Below are 16,711 nucleotides of genomic sequence, written 5' to 3'. Positions count from 1 at the left end.
GAAGTCTCAGCATCCTTTCGAGGCGTGCGAGTTGACCGGCCGGAGGCCGGGGCTTTCTACTGACTTCCCTCGCGCCAGGCTCGCCACAGCCGGGCGTACTGGCCTCCCAGCTCGACCAGTTCGCTGTGTGTGCCCTCCTCCACCACGCGTCCGGCGGAGAGCACGGCGATCCGGTCGGCCGCCATCGCCTGGGTCAGCCGGTGGGCGACGAACAGGGTGGTCCGTCCCGAGCAGGCGGCCAGCACGGCGCGTTCCAGCTCGGCGGCGCCCTCGCTGCCCGCCTCGGCGGTGGACTCGTCGAGCACGACGACCGGCGACCGGCCGAGCACCAGCCTGGCCAGGGCCAGTTGGGCGACCTTGGTGACGTCCAGGCGTTCGCCGCCCTCGCCGACCGGGGTGTTCAGGCCGTCGGGGAGGGAGCCGGCCCACTCCCCGGCGCCGACCGTGCGCAGGGCGTCCATCAGGTCGTCGTCGCTCGCGAGGGGTGCGGCGAGCCGCAGGTCGTCGGCGAGCGGGCCGGAGAACACATGGGTCTCCTGGGTCAGGATGCTCACCAGGGCGCGGGCCCCGGCCTCGTCCATGTCCGCGAGGTCGTGCGTCCCGACGCGCACCGATCCGGCCTGTGGTCTGCCAATGCCGGCGATGAGTGCGGCCAGGGTCGACTTGCCCGCGCCGGTCGCCCCGACGAGGGCGAGCGAGCCGCCGGCCGGGATGGACAGGGAGACGTCCCGCAGCACCGGGTCCTCGGAGCCCGGGTAGGTGAACGTGAGGTCCTGGACCGTGACCGCGTGGGGCGCGACGGCGGCGGCGGTGACCGAGGCGTCGCCGACCAGGCGCTCCTCGGAGGGCTCCGAGAAGACGCCGACGAGGCGGGTGAGGCTCGCGCCGGACTTCTGGGCCTCGTCGAAGGTGAACATGATGGCGCCCAGCGGGGTGAACAAGCGGTGGAACATCAGCGGGGCCGCCGACACCTCGCCGAGGGTGGCGGCATCCGCCTCCAGCAGGGCGTACCCGACGACCAGGATCAGCACGAGTCCGATGAACTCGGCCCGGTTCTCGCGGCCGACGAACCGGCCGAAGAAGCGGAACACCTCGATGCCGAGGTTCCGCACCCGCCAGGACTCGTCCGTGACCTTCTCGCGTACGGCGTCCTCCAGGCGGTAGGCCCGGACCGTGTCGATTCCGTTGAGTCCGCTGATCAGGGCCTGGGCGCGGTCGGCCTGGGCCGCCCGCTGCTTGCGGTAGAGGGGTGCGGAGCGGGGCAGGTACCAGCGCAGGGCCAGCGCGTACGCGGGCAGGGCGCAGGCTCCGGCGAGACCGAGCCGCCAGTCGAGGCCGAACATGCCGATCGTCGCGATGGCGACCAGGACACCGGCCGAGAACACGGTGGGGATGGCCGTGCGGATGCCCTTGGAGATGACGGCGACGTCGTCGCCGACGCGGGAGAGCACGTCCCCGCGGCCGACCTCCTCGACGCGTGCGCTGGGCATGCCGAGCACGGCGCGTACGGCTTCCTCGCGGAGCCGGGCAAGCAGTTCGGCCCCGAGCTTCCCGATCAGGAAGGTGGAGGCCGCGGTGGCCGCCGCGCCGAGCAGGGCGGCGGCCACCATCAGGATGCCGACGGTGAGGAGTATCGAGCGTGACTCGCCGCCGACGACCCCGTCGACGACCCGGCCGAGCAGCAGCACGGGGAGCACCTGGAGCGCGGCCCCGGCCACCGTGGTGAGGACGGTGGAGGCCGTCAGCCAGGGGGCCTGCCGACAGTGGCGGGCCACCCAGCGGGAGACTTCTCCCCCGGTCGCGGTGCGCAGGGTCGTGGGGGCGACGGGGGTGTCGGTGACAGTCACACAGAGACCGATTCTCGCCGGGGGACGGGCCGTCGGGTCGTCATCACTGCTTGGCCGACTCGACGAGCTCGTCGATCGCGTACGGCAGGGAGAGCAGGGTGCCCTGGGACATCGCGGCGCCGACCGCGGGGCCTTCGCTGTCCAGGAGGTAGGAGACCTTGTCGTTCTTGACGGCCGGCAGGTTGGCGAACAGCTCGAACTTCTTGAGCGCTTCCGTGTCGGCCTTGTCGTTGACGACGAAGATGCGGTCGACGTCGATCAGGTCGATGCGCTCGGGCGAGAGCTCGGTGGAGAAGCCGCCGTCGGCGATCTTGTCGATCTCGGTCTGGTAGTCGAATCCGGTGCCCGTGACGAGCCGGCCGCGTACGTCGGTGGAGGTGAAGGCCGAGATGGAGTCCTTGTACCAGGACAGGGCGACGGCCTTCTGACCGGCGAAGCCGGGGTTGGCCTTCTTGGCGGCGTCCAGCTTGGTCTGGATGCCCTTGATCAGTTCGGCGCCCTCCTTCTCCTTGCCGAGCGCCTTGGCGATGTGCGCCGCGTTGTCCTGCCAGGGGGCGCTGAAGAGTTCCTTCTCGCCCTTGGTGCGGCCGACGGTCGGGGCGATCTTGGAGAGCTTCTCGTAGGCCGCCTTGTCGACCTCGGAGTAGACCGCGATGATCAGGTCGGGGCGCAGCGAGGCGATCTTCTCGAAGTTGGGGCCCGCGTCCCCGTTCTTCATGACGACCTCGGGGCGGGCGTCGCCCCACTTGTCCTTGACCCAGGGCCACTGGGTGTTGATGTCGGGGCTCTGGCCGGTCGGGTTCGGGTACTGGTCGACCATGCCGACCGGCTTGATGCCGAACGCCAGGACGGCCTGGTCGTCGGTGTAGCCGACGGTGACGACCCGCTGGGGGGCCTTCTTGACCTCGGTGGACCCGAAGGCGTGGTCCACGGTGACCGGGAACGCGCCTTCGGCCGCGGCCGGGGTGTCGTCGTTCTTCTTCTCGTCCGCCGAGTCGTTGCCGCATCCCGCGAGGAGGCCGACGCCGAGGGTGGCAGCGGACACCGCCGCGGCCAGTCTCTGCCACGGCTTCCGGGGCGTCGTTCGATGGAGAAGCATCGTCAAAATCCCTTGCTTTCGCGCTGTCCACTGCGCCCCGGTATGAGGGCAGCCAGACTGTACCCCGAGCAAGTGAGGTCAGCCTAGCCTAACCAGATAACTTTCCACTGGTCAGGACGAGTTGGACCTGCCGAATCGTCAGATCCCTGCACTGGCACTGTTGTTCGGGTATCGGTCTATGGCTCGGTCCGCACGTGCGCCCGCCCGATCGGAACGATCAGCGGCCGGTCGCCCACCGGGTCGTCGATCACCTTGGCCCGCAGCCCGAACGCCTCGTGCAGCAGCTCCGCGGTGATCACGTCCCGGGGGTGCCCCTGGGCCAGGACGGCTCCCCCGCGCATGACGACGAGGTTGTCGCTGTAGCGCGTGGCCAGGTTGAGATCGTGCAGCACCATGACGACGGTGCAGCCCGACTCGTGCAGATCGTCGACCAGATCGAGTACGTCGATGGCGTGGGCCAGGTCCAGATAGGTGGTCGGTTCGTCCAGCAGCAGCAGATCGGTGCCCTGGGCGAGGGTCATCGATATCCATACGCGCTGGCGCTGGCCGCCGGACAGGGAGTCCACGGTCCGGTCGGCGAGGTCCGCCACCCCGGTCATGGCCAGGGCGCGCCGCACCACGTCGGCGTCGTCCGACGACCACTGCCGCAGCCAGCTCTGGTGCGGATGGCGCCCCCGGGCGACCAGGTCGGCGACGGTGAGCCCTTCCGGGGCGACCGGCGCCTGCGGCAGCAGGCCGAGTTTCTTCGCCACGTCCTTGGTCCGGAGCGTGCCGATGTCCTCGCCGTCCAGCACGACGGTGCCGCCGGCCGGTTTGAGCAGCCGGGTCAGGGTGCGCAACAGGGTGGACTTTCCACAGCCGTTGGGGCCGATGATCGTGGTGATCACCCCGGACGGAACGGCCACGTCGAGCTGGTCGATGACCATCCGGTCGCCGTACCCGACGGTGACGCCCCTGGCGGCCAGCCGTGGGACGTCCTTGACGACGCCGGCATCGGTCCGGGCGGTGAACTGAGCGGCCACGAGCCCCCCTTGTTGAGGTCAGCCTTACTTCTACCATCTACCGGAGGTTCGCCCGTACCAACAGGTAGACGAGGAACGGGCCGCCGATCACGGCGGTGACCACGCCCACCGGCAGACCGATCGGCAGCGCCGCGCGGGCGATCAGATCGGAGCCGATCAGCAGCAGCGCGCCCACCAGTCCGGAAGCGATCAACGGCGGTGTGGGCCAGCGCGCCAGACGCATCGCCACCTGCGGGGCCACCAGCGCGACGAACGGGACCGGCCCCGCCGCGCTCACCCCCACGGCGGCCAGCAGGACCGCGCAGAGCAGCAGGACGGCCCGCACCCGGCCGAACCGGACGCCCAGCCCGGCGGCGACGTCGTCGCCCAGGTGCATCGGTTTGAACGGGAAGGCCACGGTGGCCACGACGGCCAGCAGGACGAGCGTGGCCCAGAACGCCACCTTCACCTCGTCCCAGGACCGGTTGTCCAGCGAGCCGACCAGCCAGACCTGGGCGCGGGCCACGTCCCGGATGTCGGCCGAGACCAGCAGCCAGGTCGTGATCGCCTGCATCACGGCGGTCACCGAGATACCGATGAGAATCAGCCGGAAGCCGTCGATACCGCGCCGCCAGGCGAGGAAGTAGACGAGCAGCCCCGTGCCGAGACCGCCGAGGAGGGCGGCGGCGGGCAGCCCGACCGAGCCGGTGATCGCCGCGGCGGTGCCGCCCGTCGCCGTCGCCAGGAACACCGCGACGGCGCCGGCTCCCGCGGTGATCCCGAGGATGTCCGGGCTGGCGAGCGGGTTGCGCGCCACGGACTGGGTGATCGCCCCGGAGACGCCCAGGGCGATGCCCACGACGAGGCCGGCCAGGGCCCGGGGCATGCGGAGGTCCATGACCACGAACTCGTCGACCTGTTCGCCCCGGCCGAGGATGGTGGCGATCACCCGGGAGAGGCCGATGGGGAAGTCGCCGACGCTGATGGAGAGGCAGAAGATCAGGAAGGCCGCCGCCGCGCACACCAGGGTGACCAGCACGAGCCAGGGCCGCCAGACGAACGACACCCGGCCGAGCCGTATCCCTGGCGGCATCGCGGCCTTCACCTCAGCCGCATCGATCCCACTGATCCCGCCGACCCCGCTGATCCCACCGGCCACTTCGGCCCCGTTCATCCGCTCCCGAACTTTTCTCATGCGCTCTTGAACTTCCCTCGCCACACCAGGATCGCGAAGAAGGGCGCCCCGAGGAGGGCGACCACGACACCCGCTTCCAGCTCGCCGGGCCGTACGACCACCCGGCCCACGATGTCGCAGACCAGCAGGACACCGGCCCCGAGGAGACCGGCGTACGGCACCAGCCAGCGATAGTCGGGGCCGGTCAGATAGCGGGCCACGTGGGCCACCATGAGCCCGAGGAAGGCAATGGGGCCGCAGGCGGCGGTGGCGGCCCCGGCCAGCAGGGTGACGGCGACGATGCCGAGGGTCCGGCTCGCCGCGATGTTCACGCCCAGCGCCCGCGCCACGTCGTCGCCCAGGTTGAGCAGGTTGAGGGCGGGCAGGGTGATCAGCGCCAGGACCAGTCCGACGGCGATGAACCCGGTCACCGGCCAGATGACGTCGAAGCGGACCCCGGCGACGGAGCCCGCGTTCCAGAACCGCAGCGCGTTCAGCGACTCCTTGTCGGAGAGCGCCACCGCCGCGGTCATCGCCGCGAGGAACACGGTGACGCCCTGCCCGGCCAGGGCGAGGGTCAGCGGATTGCCCGCGCCCCTGCCGATGCTGGCCAGGCCGAAGACGACGACGCCGGCGAGCCCCGCGCCGGCGAAGGCGAACCAGACGTACTGGAACGGGTCGGTGAACCCGAACACGGCGATGACCGACACCACGGCGAAGGAGGCCCCGGCGTTCACCCCCAGCAGTCCGGTGTCGGCGATGGGGTTACGGGTGTACCCCTGGATCAGCGCCCCGCCGACCCCCAGGGCCAGCCCCGCCACGATCGCGAGAACCGTCCGGGGCACGCGCACGGTCTGCACGATGAGCCGGATCTCGGTGAGCTTCTGGTCGGGCTCGGGCTCCGCGAACAGCCCGTGCCAGACCTCGGCGGGGCTCAACGCGCGCGCCCCGACGGCCAGGGACACCGTCGCCGCGACCAGCAGGGTCACCATGAGGACGACCAGCCCCACGACCCGGCGCCGGCGGGTGTCCGTCGCCCCCTCCGGCACGGGGCGCTCCACTGCGGTGGTCAACATGACGACGAACGATATCCCTTTGATCGAATCGGCCGCGCTCGGCCCGCCCGGTGGGTCACCGGGCGGGCCGAGCGCTGAACTCGCGGCGTTTCAGCGGTTGCTGGGGCCGTTCCTAGCCGCCGGCTCCCTCAACGGCCTCGACCGCCGGACGGGACTCGTCGGAGGTGGATTTCACGCGCCGGCCGAGCAGCGAGTCCAGGATCTCCCCGACCCGTATCGCGGTGTTGGAGAGCAGCGAGGTGGTGATGCCGTGCGTGTGCTCCGTACCGCCCTGGAGGTAGATGCCGCAGCGCAGGGCGGGATCGGTCGAGATCCGGTAGTCGCGCTGTACGCGTACGCGGCCGGCGTCGTCGCGCAGGCAGTGCTCACCGACCTCGCCGAGGAGGCCGAGCGGGTCGGCGGGGCTGTAGCCGGTGGCGAACACCACGACATCGGCGTCGAGTTCGGACTCCTCGTCGGTCACCAGGGATCTCACGGTGGCGCGGACACTGTCGGGCTTCTCGACCACCCCGGTGACCCGGGAGACGTTGAGGAAGCGCAGCCGTTCGGTGCCGAGGACCTTCTCCCGGTACATCTGCCGGTAGAGGTCGTCGATCAGATCGATGTCCACCACGGAGTAGTTGGTGTTGCCGTGGTAGGCCATCAGCCGGTTCTTGACGTCCTCGGGGGCGGCGAAGAAGTCGTCGACCGCGTCGGGGTCGAAGATCCGGTTGGCGAAGCTGCTGTCGTCGGCGGGGCTGTAGCCGTAGCGGGAGAAGACCGCGCAGACCTCGGCGTCGGGGAACCTGCGGTGCAGATAGGCGACGTTCTCGGCGGCGCTCTGTCCGGCGCCGACGACGACGAACCGGGAGGGTGAGGCGGCGTCCAGTCCCTCGACCTTGCGCAGCAGATCGGAGTTGTGCCAGACGCGGTCGCCGCGTTCCACCCCGTCCGGCATGAGGGGACGCAGGCCGGTTCCGATGACGAGGTTGCGGGCCCGGTGGACCGAGAGCCCTTCGGCGGACCGGACGGTCACGTCCAGGTACTCCACGGTCCCGTCGTGCGCGAACGGGGTGACCGCGACGACTTCGTGCCCGTAGGAGACCAGGTCGTCGACCTTGGCCGCGGCCCACTCGAAGTAGTCGTGGAACTCCACCCGCAGCGGGAAGAGGTTCTTGTGGTTGATGAAGTCGATCAGCCGACCCTGGCTCTGTAGGTAGCAGAGGAAGCTGAATTCGCTGGCCGGGTTCCGGAGCGTCACCAGATCCTTGAGGAAGGAGACCTGCATGGTGGCGTCGTCGATGAGCATGCCGCGGTGCCAGCCGAAGCTCGACTGCTGCTCGAAGAAGTGGGCGGTGACCGAATCCTGCCTGCCGACTTTGCTGTTGTGCTCGCTGAGCGCGATCGCCATGGCCACATTGGACGGGCCGAAGCCGATGCCGATGAGGTCGTGGACCAGTGGTGTGTCGCCAGGAAGAACCTGTGACATGTCACTCCCATCATCCGGGAAAGCCGCCTGTCAGGCGTGAGGGGAAGGGTTCGGGAAGTGGGCACGCCGACGGGGGTCACGCACCCAAACTTAGGTGAGCCTAAGCTCATCAACTCACCTTGTCGATAGGGCACATGGGGCGACATTGCGATGACTGACCGTCAATTTTGGCTCAAAACAAGCGGTGTTACCGCAGCATTCGAGCCCCTCCACGGCTCCTCGCACCGTGGCACGGCGAACGCCCGGGGCCGACCACCGTCGGAGTACGGCCGAATTTCGCACCACCGATCCGGACACCGGGCGGAACAGCGGCCTCCGCCGCCGGACCCCGAACGTCCTTACGGACTCGTGACGTGTGCGCGCCGCGCCCGGTCCGCGGGCCCGCCCGGCCCTAGCGTGGCCGTCATGCGCGTACTGGTCACCGGCGGAGCCGGATTCATCGGGTCACATGTCGTCGCCGCCCTCGCCGCGGCCGGGCACGAGAGCGTGGTGCTGGACGCCCTGCTCCCCTCGGCCCACCCCGGTGGCACGCCGCCCGGGCTGCCGGGCGCCCTGCCGGTCGTCGGGGACGTCCGGGACCGGGAGACGGTGGCGGACGCGCTGGCCGGGGTGGACGCCGTGTGCCACCAGGCGGCCATGGTCGGCCTCGGCAAGGACTTCGCGGACGCCCCGCTGTACGTGGGGTGCAACGACCTCGGTACGGCGGTGCTGCTGGCGGAGATGGCCGCGGCCGGGGTCCGGGACCTGGTGCTGGCCGGGTCGATGGTGGTATACGGCGAGGGGCGGTACGACTGCTCACGGCACGGCACGGTCCGCCCCGGGCCGCGTGCGGAGGCCGATCTGCGAGCGGGTGACTTCGAGCCCCGCTGCCCGCACTGCGGGACGGAACTGGCACCCGGTCTGGTGGCCGAGGACGCGCCGGTGGACCCGCGCAATGTGTACGCGTCGACCAAGCTGGCCCAGGAGCACCTGGCCGCCGCATGGGCGCGAGCCACGGGCGGCCGGGCGGTGTCCCTGCGCTACCACAACGTGTACGGGCCGGGGATGCCGCGCGACACCCCGTACGCCGGTGTCGCCTCGTTCTTCCGCTCGGCCCTGGCGCGGGGCGAAGCCCCCCGGGTCTACGAGGACGGGGGCCAGCGGCGCGACTTCGTCCATGTCCAGGATGTGGCGGCGGCCAACGCGGTGGCGCTGGAGGCGGTGCGGGAGGAGCGGCCCGGGTCCTTCGCCGCGTACAACACCGGCAGCGGTGAGCCGCACACCATCGGCGAGATGGCGGCCGCGCTGGCCGGCGCGCACGGCGGGCCGGACCCGGTGGTGACCGGGGAGTACCGCCTCGGCGACGTACGTCATGTCACGGCGGACTCTCGGGCGCTGCGCGAGAAGCTGGGCTGGCGGCCCCGGGTGTCCTTCGCCGAGGGGATGAAGGACTTCGCGGCGGCCCCGCTGCGCGACGCCCGGGGCCGCGGCCGGGAGAGCCGGGGCCACCGCGGGGAGAGCGCCGTCACGCTGTCGGGAGCGTGACCGAGAAGCAGCAGCCGCCCTGGACGTTGCGGACCTCGGCCCGTCCGGCATGGGCCTCGACGATGCCGCGCACGATGGCGAGCCCGAGGCCCGCCCCGGCCGGCGGGGTGCGGGCGTGGCTGCCGCGCCAGCCGGTGTCGAAGACCCGGGGCAGATCCTCCTCGGGGATGCCGCCGCAGCCGTCGGTGACCGACAGCACCACACCGCCGTCCGAGCGGTGTGCGGCGACCGCCACGGTGCCGTCGGGCGGGGTGCGGCGGATCGCGTTGATCAGGAGGTTGCCCAGGACCCGGCTCATCTCCTTGCCGTCGACCTCCACCGGCATCTCGTCGATCCGGTCGCCGACCAGTCGTACCCCGTGCTCGCGGGCGAGCGGGTCGGCCCCGGCCAGCGCGTCGCCGACCAGGTCGCGGAGGGAGATCCGGGCCGGCGCCAGGGTGAGCGATCCTGCCTGGATGCGGGAGAGTTCGAAGAGGTCGCCGACCATGGAGTTCATCCGCTCGACCTCGATCCTTATCTGCCGCAGATAGCGCCCGGAGTCGGCGGCCATGCCGTCCTCCAGCGCCTCGGCCATCGCGCGGAGTCCGGCGAGCGGGGTGCGCAGATCGTGCGAGATCCATGCGACGAGTTCGCGCCGCGAGGTCTCCAGCGCGCGTTCCCGCTCCCGCGAGCTGTCCAGTTTCGCGCTGGTGGCGGCCAGCTCACGGGCGAGCACGGCCAGCTCGGCAGCGGGCTGCCCGGCGGGCATGGCGAAGGTGCCGCCGTCACCGAACGACCGGGTCGCCAGCGTCAGCTCACGGCTCCGGGCGGCCACCCAACGGCCCAGCAGGACGGCGGTGGCCAGGGAGATGAGGGCCGCCATCGCGACGACGGTCGTGACGACGTACAGGTCGTGGGGCGAGAGGAACATCGCCCAGGCGACCGTCAGCGTTCCGGCGAGCATCGCCGCCACGGCCACCCCGGCGACGACGCTCAGCGAGACCACCAGCGAACGATGGCGCAGGAGGCGCAGGGCGACTGCGCCGAGGAGCCCGGCGGCGGCCGCTCCCAGGAAGGCGAAGAGCGCGATGAGCAGGAGGTCGGTCACAGCGCCCCGCCACTCTCCCGGCCCCCGCCCGCGCCGGCGTCCACGCCCTCCGCGTCCAGGTCCAGGCGGTACCCGACGCCCCACACCGTGCGGATCAGCCGGGGGCGGGCCGGGTCCTGCTCGACCTTGCCGCGCAGCCTGCGGATGTGGACGGTGACCGTCGAGAGGTCGCCGAAGTCCCACCCCCAGACCTCCCGCATCAGCTCCTCCCTCCCGAACGCCTTTCCGGGGTGCCGGAGGAGGAAGGCGAGCAGGTCGAACTCCCTCAGTGTCAGGGCGAGTACGTGCCCGTCGCGGTAGGCCCGCCGGGCCGCGGGGTCGAGGCGCAGCCCGCCGCCCGACAGCGCACCGGCCTCGTCCGCCGGTACGGCCGCACGGGCGCGGCGCAGCACGGAGTCGACCCGCAGGACCAGCTCGCGCGGACTGAACGGTTTGGTGACGTAGTCGTCGGCGCCGGTCTCCAGGCCGAGGATGCGGTCCTCCTCGTCACCGCGGGCGGTGAGCATGATGACGGGGACCGGCCCGTGCTCCCGCATCCGGCGGCAGACCTCGAACCCGTCCATGGCGGGGAGCATCAGGTCAAGGACGACGAGGTCGGGCCGGCCTGCCGCGAACCGTTCCAGTGCGGCGGGCCCGTCGGCGGCCTGCTCGACGGCGTAACCGGCACGGTGCAGATAGCCGACGACGACTTCGGCGACGGTCGGGTCGTCGTCCACGACGAGGATCCGGCCGCGGGCGGACGGGGTGTTCTCCATGGCTTCCACTGTGGCACCCCGCTCCCGGCGCGCCGGGGCCCGGTCACCCCCATCCGGCCGATGTCCATGTTTCGTAAGAACCTGATGCCCCAAATGCCCGGGTTGCCTCCGTAGGGTGAGGCGGGTGACTGATTCTTCTGCCACCCCTCCGTGTCCGCCCGCCCCGCACACCGGTCTCCCGAAGGCCGACATCGTTCTGCCCTGCCTCGACGAGGCCGCCGCGCTGCCCTGGGTACTCGATCGCATCCCCGACGGCTGGCGGGCGATCGTGGTCGACAACGGCTCGACCGACGGTTCGGCCGAGCTCGCCCGGTCCCTCGGCGCGAAGGTCGTCACGGAGGAACGGCGGGGGTTCGGTGCGGCCGCTCACGCCGGGCTGCTCGCCGCCGAGGCCGAGTTCGTCTGCTTCTGCGACTGCGACGGCTCGCTGGACCCCGCGCTGCTGGCCGGCTTCGTGCGGCGGATCGCGGACGGCGAGTGCGATCTGCTGCTCGGCCGCCGCCGTCCCGAGGGCCGGGGCGCCTGGCCGCCGCACGCGCGGGCCGGCAATCTGGCGCTGGCCCGGATGCTGCGTCGCCGTACCGGCCTGCGCCTGCACGACCTCGGCCCGCTGCGGGCGGCCCGCCGCACCGATCTGCTGGCCCTGTACCTGACCGACCGGCGCAGCGGCTACCCGCTCCAGATGGTGGTCCGGGCCTCGGACGCCGGGCTGCGGGTCACCGAGAGCGACGTCCCCTACCGGCCGCGGACCGGGAAGTCGAAGGTGACGGGCACCTGGCGCGGGACCTGGCACGCGGTGCGCGACATGCGGGGCGTTCTGCGCGAGCCACCGGCGGACCGCACGCCCGTCCGGGCCGCCCACGCGGGGGCGGGGGCCGGGCGATGAGCGCGTACGGGCCCGCCGGGCCGACGGAATTGCTGGTCATCGCGAAGGAGCCGGTGGCCGGACGGGTCAAGACCCGGCTCTGCCCGCCCTTCTCCCCCACCGAGGCCGCCGAGCTGGCCGCCGCGGCTCTCGCGGACACCCTGGAGACCCTGCTCGCCCTTCCCGCCCGGCGCCGGGTGCTGGTCCTCGACGGGCGGCCCGGTCCCTGGGCGCCCCCGGGGTTCGAGGTGGTGCCGCAGAGCGCGGGCGGTCTGGACGAGCGCCTCGCGGCGGCCTTCGGCGGGTGTACCGGGCCGGCCCTCCTGGTCGGCATGGACACCCCGCAGCTGACGGCCGGTCTGCTCGCCCCCGCTCTCGCGCCGGACGCCTGGGACGGCTGCGGGGCCTGGTTCGGTCCGGCCGAGGACGGCGGGTTCTGGGCCCTGGGCCTGGCGGAGCCCGATCCGGCGCTGCTGCGCGGGGTGCCGATGTCGGTCCCGGAGACCGGCGCGGTGCAGCGGAGGAGGCTGGTGGAGGCGGGGCTCGTCGTGCGCGATCTGCCGGTACTGGTCGATGTGGACACCGCGGCCGACGCCCATCGGGTCGCGTCGGCCGCGCCGGGTGGCCGGTTCGCCGCGGCGCTGGACCGGCTGACCGGGGCGGGGGTGCGATGAGTACGACCGTGCCCTCGTCCGGGCTCGCGGCGTCGGCGCCCGCCGCATCCACCGAAACCGGTACGGGTCCGGCCGCACCCCGCACCGCCCCTTGGGCCGCCGACCCGTACGCCAACGCCCTGCGCACCGGCCGTGGCCCGCTGTTCCTGCGCCGCAGCGACGGCTGGCTGCTGCCCCTGGACGTGGAGCGCTGGTGCTCCGACGCCGGCTCCGCCGATCTGTCCGCGCTGCACCGGTGCGAGGGGCCGGTGCTGGACATCGGCTGCGGGCCGGGGCGGCTGGTCGCCGAGCTGGCCTCGCTCGGGCACCGGGCACTGGGCATCGACGTCAGCGAGACGGCGGTGGCCCGTACGCGCGGTCTCGGCGGTGCGGCCCTGCTCCGCAGCGTCTTCGATCCGCTGCCCGGGGAGGGCCGTTGGGGCACGCTTCTGCTCCTCGACGGCAACATCGGCATCGGCGGCGACCCGGCCGCGCTGCTGGACCGGGCGGCCGATCTCCTCGGCGCCGGCGGGCTGCTGATCGCCGAGACCGCCCCCGTCGACGTGGACGAACGGGTCCGGGTCCGGCTCGACGACGGCCGGGGCGGACCGGAGACGAGCACCGCCTCCAGCGCCCGCGAGGCCGCCCCCGAGCCGTTTCCCTGGGCGCGGATCGGAACAGCGGCCCTGCTGCGGCACGCCGGCGCGGGCGGCTGGCGTACGGCCGATCAGTGGGGCGCGGAGGGGCGGACGTTCGTGTCGCTGCGCCGTCCCGTACGGGAGCGGAGCGCCCGGACCAGCAGCCAGAGCGCGGAGAGCGCGAACAGCACGCCGGTGATCAGCAGCCAGTTGCCGAAGTAGACGTCCGGGGTGGTACCGGCGGCGGCCATGTACCGCCGTTCGGTCCGCCGGGTGATCAGCGGGAACCAGATCAGCAGAAGCAGCCCGGAGAGGAACGCCGGGACCCGGACGAAGTTGACCAGCGCCGCCCGGGGGCCGAGCGCGGCGCGCAGCGCCCGGTCGGCCCCGGCGTACACCGGCAGCAGCACCAGGTCGTGCAGGACGGCCGACCCGGCGAACCAGAGCAGTACGCCGGCGGTGTCCCCGTCCAGCAGCCGTACGCCCGCGTAGCCGGCCAGGCTGAACGTGGCGGCGAGCAGGATCAGGTGGAGCGGGCCCTTGCCGTACAGACGGCGGGGTGAGAACCGCGAGCGGCGGGGTGCGGCGGAGGGCGGTGGCACGGCGCGGGTGGACATCACAGCTCTCCGAACGTCAGGGTCTCGACCCACTTGGTGTTCAGCACCCCGGGCGCGGCGGGGACGATGATCCGGGCGGGGTAGCCGTGGTCGGGCGACAGCGGGGCTCCGTTCACCTCCAGCGCGAGCAGCGAGCGGCCGTCACGGACCTGGTTGTCGCGCAGCGCGGCCTTGCGGAAGGAGCCGCTGCGCTGGAGCGACTCGACGAACACGCCCGGCGGCCGGTCCGGGTACCCGGCGAGCGCCGCCAGATCGGCGAGCCGCACCCCGCGCCACTGCTGGTCGGAGGTCGACCAGCCCTCCACGCAGGCGATCGGGAGCGCCGCGGTGTGCTGGTCCATGGCCAGCAGTTCGGCCCGGGAGAAGCGGAACTCCCCGGCCGGCCCTCGTACCGTCAGCCGCCAGCGGTCCCCGGTGTCGGCGGGTGTGATCCGTACGGCGGCGGCGGTCCTGTTGATCTGGAAGGCGTTCGGCCCCGGACCCGGGTCGGTGCCGCCGCGCGGGGTGAGGAGCGCGATGCGGCGCAACGGCCCGTCGAAGCTGCGACCGACGGAGGTGATCAGCAGGAGCAGGGAACCGGCCCCCACCATGGCCAGCGCGCCGCGCCGGGACAGGGTGGCGGGCAGCGGGTCGGGGGCGGCGAGGGTGTCCGCTTCACCGCGCGGGATGCCGTTGCGCAACACCCGTACGGCCTGCGGCGCCTTGAGGGCGGTATGGGTGACGAACCCGGCGAGGAAGACCCAGGCCCCGTAGAAGTGCAGGGTGTAGAAGGACCCGGGGAAGAGGTAGTCCAGCTGGATGTTGAGCAGTCCGGTGAGGAACTCGAACAGCGCCCCGCCCACGAGCAGCAGCAGCGAGATCCGCTCCAGGGCGTGGCCCACGGAACGGGCGGGCGGCAGTGCGAAGAGCCGGGGGATCACCGACCAGAGCTTCGCGAGCAGGACGGGCACGAGCACGATACCGACGGTGACGTGCAGCCCCTGGGTCAGGCGGTAGAGCCAGTGCGGGCCGGTCGGCCAGGAGAACAGGTAGAAGCCCAGCCATCCCTTGCCCGGGGTCTTGTCGTTCACCCGGTTCAGATCCGGGTTGTAGGCGGCGTACGAGAGCAGACCGGTGACGAACAGCAGGGTCAGGCCGACGAGCAGGACGAGGCCGAGGACAGCGGTGAAACGCGCCCCTCGGACGGGGCTGCGCCAGAATCCCGGATTGGCGGGCGTGCGGAGGACGCTGAGCGTGTCGGGAAGGGAGCGGATGCGGCGGCGTTCGGGCATGGGGCCGACGCTAGGCGCGGAACACCCGCCACGGGCGGACGCGACTCCTGACGGAATTCTGACGTCACGCCGGGCGACGCGACGGACATCACCGTTGGAGGGTGGCGGATCTGACGGTTCGGTGACGCGGCCCCGCCGGACCGCCCGATCGCCGCCCGAAGTGCATAGCGTGCCAGCGTGAAGACCGAGGACGTCACCCCCACGGACACCGCCGACGGCACGGGACACGGACCGCCCGCACCGCCGGACCGCATCGACGGACGCGCCCGGCGCGCGAGGCGGGCGGACCTGATCGCCGCCGCCACGGGCGTGCTGCTGGTCGCCGCTGCCGTGCTCATCGGCCGGGTCGTCCAGGACCGGGACGGAACCCTGTTCGCCCAGTGGCCGCCCTTCCTGGCCTCCTGGGATCCCCACCTGGGCCCCGGCACCCCCGCCGCGCTGACCATGGCCGTCCTGGTCGTCGCGTACGGCCCGTCACTCGCCGCGCGACTGCCCTGGCGCGGGCTCCTCGCCGCGGCCTGGGCCGGGTCCACGGCCTGGGTCTTCTCCTTGGCGCTGATCGACGGCTGGTACCGGGGTGTCGAGCGGCGGCTCACCACGAAGCACGAGTATCTGCGGGTCATCGACCGCTTCGAGGACATCCCCGCCACCCTGCGCGACTTCACGAACCACATCGTCATCGGCGAGCCCGGCAACTGGCCCGCCCATGTCGCCGGGCACCCGCCGGGCGCGACGCTGACCTTCGTCTGGCTGGACCGCATCGGGCTCGGCGGCGGCGCCTGGGCAGCGGTCTGGTGCGTCGTGGTGGGCAGTTCGGCGGTACTGGCCGCCCTGATCACCGTGCGGGTGCTGGCCGACGAGCGCCTGGCCCGAGGTGCCGCGCCCTTCCTCGTCCTCGCCCCGGCCGCCGTCTGGGCAGGCGTCTCCGCCGACGGATACTTCACGGCCGTCGCCGCCTGGTCGGTGGCCCTGCTCGCCCTGGCCGCCACCCGCCGGGTCCGCTTCCCCGCCCTGGCGGCGGCCGGCGGGGGTCTGCTGTTCGGGTGGACCTGCTACCTGAGTTACGGGCTGGGGCTGATGGCGGCCGTCCTGCTCACGGTCCTGGTGCTCGCCCGGACCGCCCGCCCCGTGCCGGTGTTCCTGCTCGGCACGCTGGTGGTACCGGTGGTCTTCACCCTCGCCGGGTTCAACTGGTGGACCGCCTACCACCTGCTGGTCGAGCGCTACTACCAGGGCGCGGGCGGCGTCCGCCCGTACGGCTACTGGGTCTGGGCCAACCTGGCCTGCGCGACCGTCGCGGCCGGGCTGGCCGCCGTCGCCGGGCTGCGCCGGAGCGCGGTGGCCGCGCCCGGCGCGGTACGGGCCCTGCGGGGCGGCCCCATGGCGGTCTCCCCGGAAGGGCGGCTGGCGTTGCTCGTCCTGGCGGCGCTGGTGGCGCTGCTCGCCGCGGACCTCTCCGGCATGAGCAAGGCGGAGACGGAACGCATCTGGCAGCCGTTCCTGCTGTGGCTGCTGCCCGCGACGGCACTGCTGCCCCGCCGGGGCGTGCGGTGGTGGCTGGTCGCTTCGGCGGTTCCGGCCCTGCTCGTCAACCACCTGTTGTGGACGGGGTGGTGAGGCCGGCACGGTTCCGGCC

At 72.5% G+C, this 16,711-nt stretch carries 14 protein-coding genes; 5 read left to right on the top strand and 9 right to left on the bottom strand.

Annotated features, from left to right (window positions below; all coding sequences use genetic code 11):
• Positions 1–56: 56 nt before the first annotated feature.
• The 6 genes from A3Q37_RS19250 to A3Q37_RS19225 form a co-directional block, all read right to left on the bottom strand.
• Positions 57–1,847, bottom strand: coding sequence for an ABC transporter ATP-binding protein (locus A3Q37_RS19250; RefSeq protein WP_065486236.1), 1,791 nt, complete (start codon positions 1,845–1,847; stop codon positions 57–59).
• 43 nt (positions 1,848–1,890) lie between these two features.
• Positions 1,891–2,946, bottom strand: a complete 1,056-nt coding sequence (locus A3Q37_RS19245; protein WP_065486235.1) for an iron-siderophore ABC transporter substrate-binding protein — start codon at positions 2,944–2,946, stop codon at positions 1,891–1,893.
• 176 nt (positions 2,947–3,122) lie between these two features.
• Entirely contained in the window at positions 3,123–3,968 is an 846-nt protein-coding gene (locus tag A3Q37_RS19240) for an ABC transporter ATP-binding protein (RefSeq protein ID WP_065486232.1), read from the bottom strand.
• Positions 3,969–4,005: 37 nt separating this feature from the next.
• Positions 4,006–5,040, bottom strand: coding sequence for an iron chelate uptake ABC transporter family permease subunit (locus A3Q37_RS19235; RefSeq protein WP_255311862.1), 1,035 nt, complete (start codon positions 5,038–5,040; stop codon positions 4,006–4,008).
• Between the two features lie 98 nt (positions 5,041–5,138).
• Positions 5,139–6,197 carry an iron ABC transporter permease gene (locus A3Q37_RS19230; protein WP_065486230.1) on the bottom strand — a complete coding sequence of 353 codons (1,059 nt, stop codon included), beginning with the start codon at positions 6,195–6,197 and terminating at the stop codon, positions 5,139–5,141.
• Between the two features lie 112 nt (positions 6,198–6,309).
• A complete protein-coding gene (locus A3Q37_RS19225) occupies positions 6,310–7,665 on the bottom strand; it encodes a lysine N(6)-hydroxylase/L-ornithine N(5)-oxygenase family protein (RefSeq protein WP_065486228.1) in 1,356 nt (451 codons plus the stop codon).
• 405 nt (positions 7,666–8,070) lie between these two features.
• Here A3Q37_RS19225 and A3Q37_RS19220 point away from each other — a divergent pair, with 405 nt between their 5' ends.
• On the top strand, positions 8,071–9,189 hold the full coding sequence (locus A3Q37_RS19220; RefSeq protein ID WP_065486226.1) for an NAD(P)-dependent oxidoreductase: 1,119 nt from the start codon (positions 8,071–8,073) through the stop codon (positions 9,187–9,189).
• On the opposite strand, the gene A3Q37_RS19215 is transcribed toward A3Q37_RS19220, so the two are convergent.
• A complete protein-coding gene (locus tag A3Q37_RS19215; RefSeq protein ID WP_065486224.1) occupies positions 9,170–10,276 on the bottom strand; it encodes a sensor histidine kinase KdpD in 1,107 nt (368 codons plus the stop codon). The two genes, A3Q37_RS19220 and A3Q37_RS19215, sit on opposite strands and share 20 nt — an antisense overlap.
• A complete protein-coding gene (locus A3Q37_RS19210) occupies positions 10,273–11,031 on the bottom strand; it encodes a response regulator transcription factor (RefSeq protein ID WP_065486222.1) in 759 nt (252 codons plus the stop codon). The genes A3Q37_RS19215 and A3Q37_RS19210 overlap by 4 nt, the downstream gene beginning before the upstream one ends.
• Positions 11,032–11,155: 124 nt before the next feature.
• Between A3Q37_RS19210 and A3Q37_RS19205 the strand changes: the two genes are divergently transcribed.
• The 3 genes from A3Q37_RS19205 to A3Q37_RS19195 are packed head-to-tail and all read left to right on the top strand — an operon-like array spanning position 11,156 to position 13,409.
• A complete protein-coding gene (locus A3Q37_RS19205) occupies positions 11,156–11,917 on the top strand; it encodes a glycosyltransferase family 2 protein (protein WP_065486221.1) in 762 nt (253 codons plus the stop codon).
• Positions 11,914–12,570, top strand: coding sequence for a DUF2064 domain-containing protein (locus A3Q37_RS19200; protein ID WP_065486220.1), 657 nt, complete (start codon positions 11,914–11,916; stop codon positions 12,568–12,570). Before A3Q37_RS19205 ends, A3Q37_RS19200 begins: the two co-directional genes overlap by 4 nt.
• Complete coding sequence (locus tag A3Q37_RS19195) at positions 12,567–13,409, top strand: bifunctional 2-polyprenyl-6-hydroxyphenol methylase/3-demethylubiquinol 3-O-methyltransferase UbiG (RefSeq protein ID WP_065486219.1); 843 nt, start codon at positions 12,567–12,569, stop codon at positions 13,407–13,409. The genes A3Q37_RS19200 and A3Q37_RS19195 overlap by 4 nt, the downstream gene beginning before the upstream one ends.
• 394 nt (positions 13,410–13,803) lie before the next feature.
• Here the strand turns inward: A3Q37_RS19195 and A3Q37_RS19190 are convergent, their stop codons facing one another.
• On the bottom strand, positions 13,804–15,075 hold the full coding sequence (locus tag A3Q37_RS19190) for a molybdopterin-dependent oxidoreductase (protein ID WP_065486217.1): 1,272 nt from the start codon (positions 15,073–15,075) through the stop codon (positions 13,804–13,806).
• 177 nt (positions 15,076–15,252) lie between these two features.
• Here A3Q37_RS19190 and A3Q37_RS19185 point away from each other — a divergent pair, with 177 nt between their 5' ends.
• Complete coding sequence (locus tag A3Q37_RS19185; protein ID WP_079137864.1) at positions 15,253–16,692, top strand: hypothetical protein; 1,440 nt, start codon at positions 15,253–15,255, stop codon at positions 16,690–16,692.
• The last annotated feature ends 19 nt before the right edge of the window (positions 16,693–16,711 follow it).

Origin of the sequence: Streptomyces sp. PTY087I2 (assembly GCF_001687325.1) — a bacterium.
GTDB lineage: Bacteria > Actinomycetota > Actinomycetes > Streptomycetales > Streptomycetaceae > Streptomyces.
The sequence above is the reverse complement of the archived record's forward strand: the minus strand, read 5'-3'. Positions and strand labels throughout refer to the sequence as shown.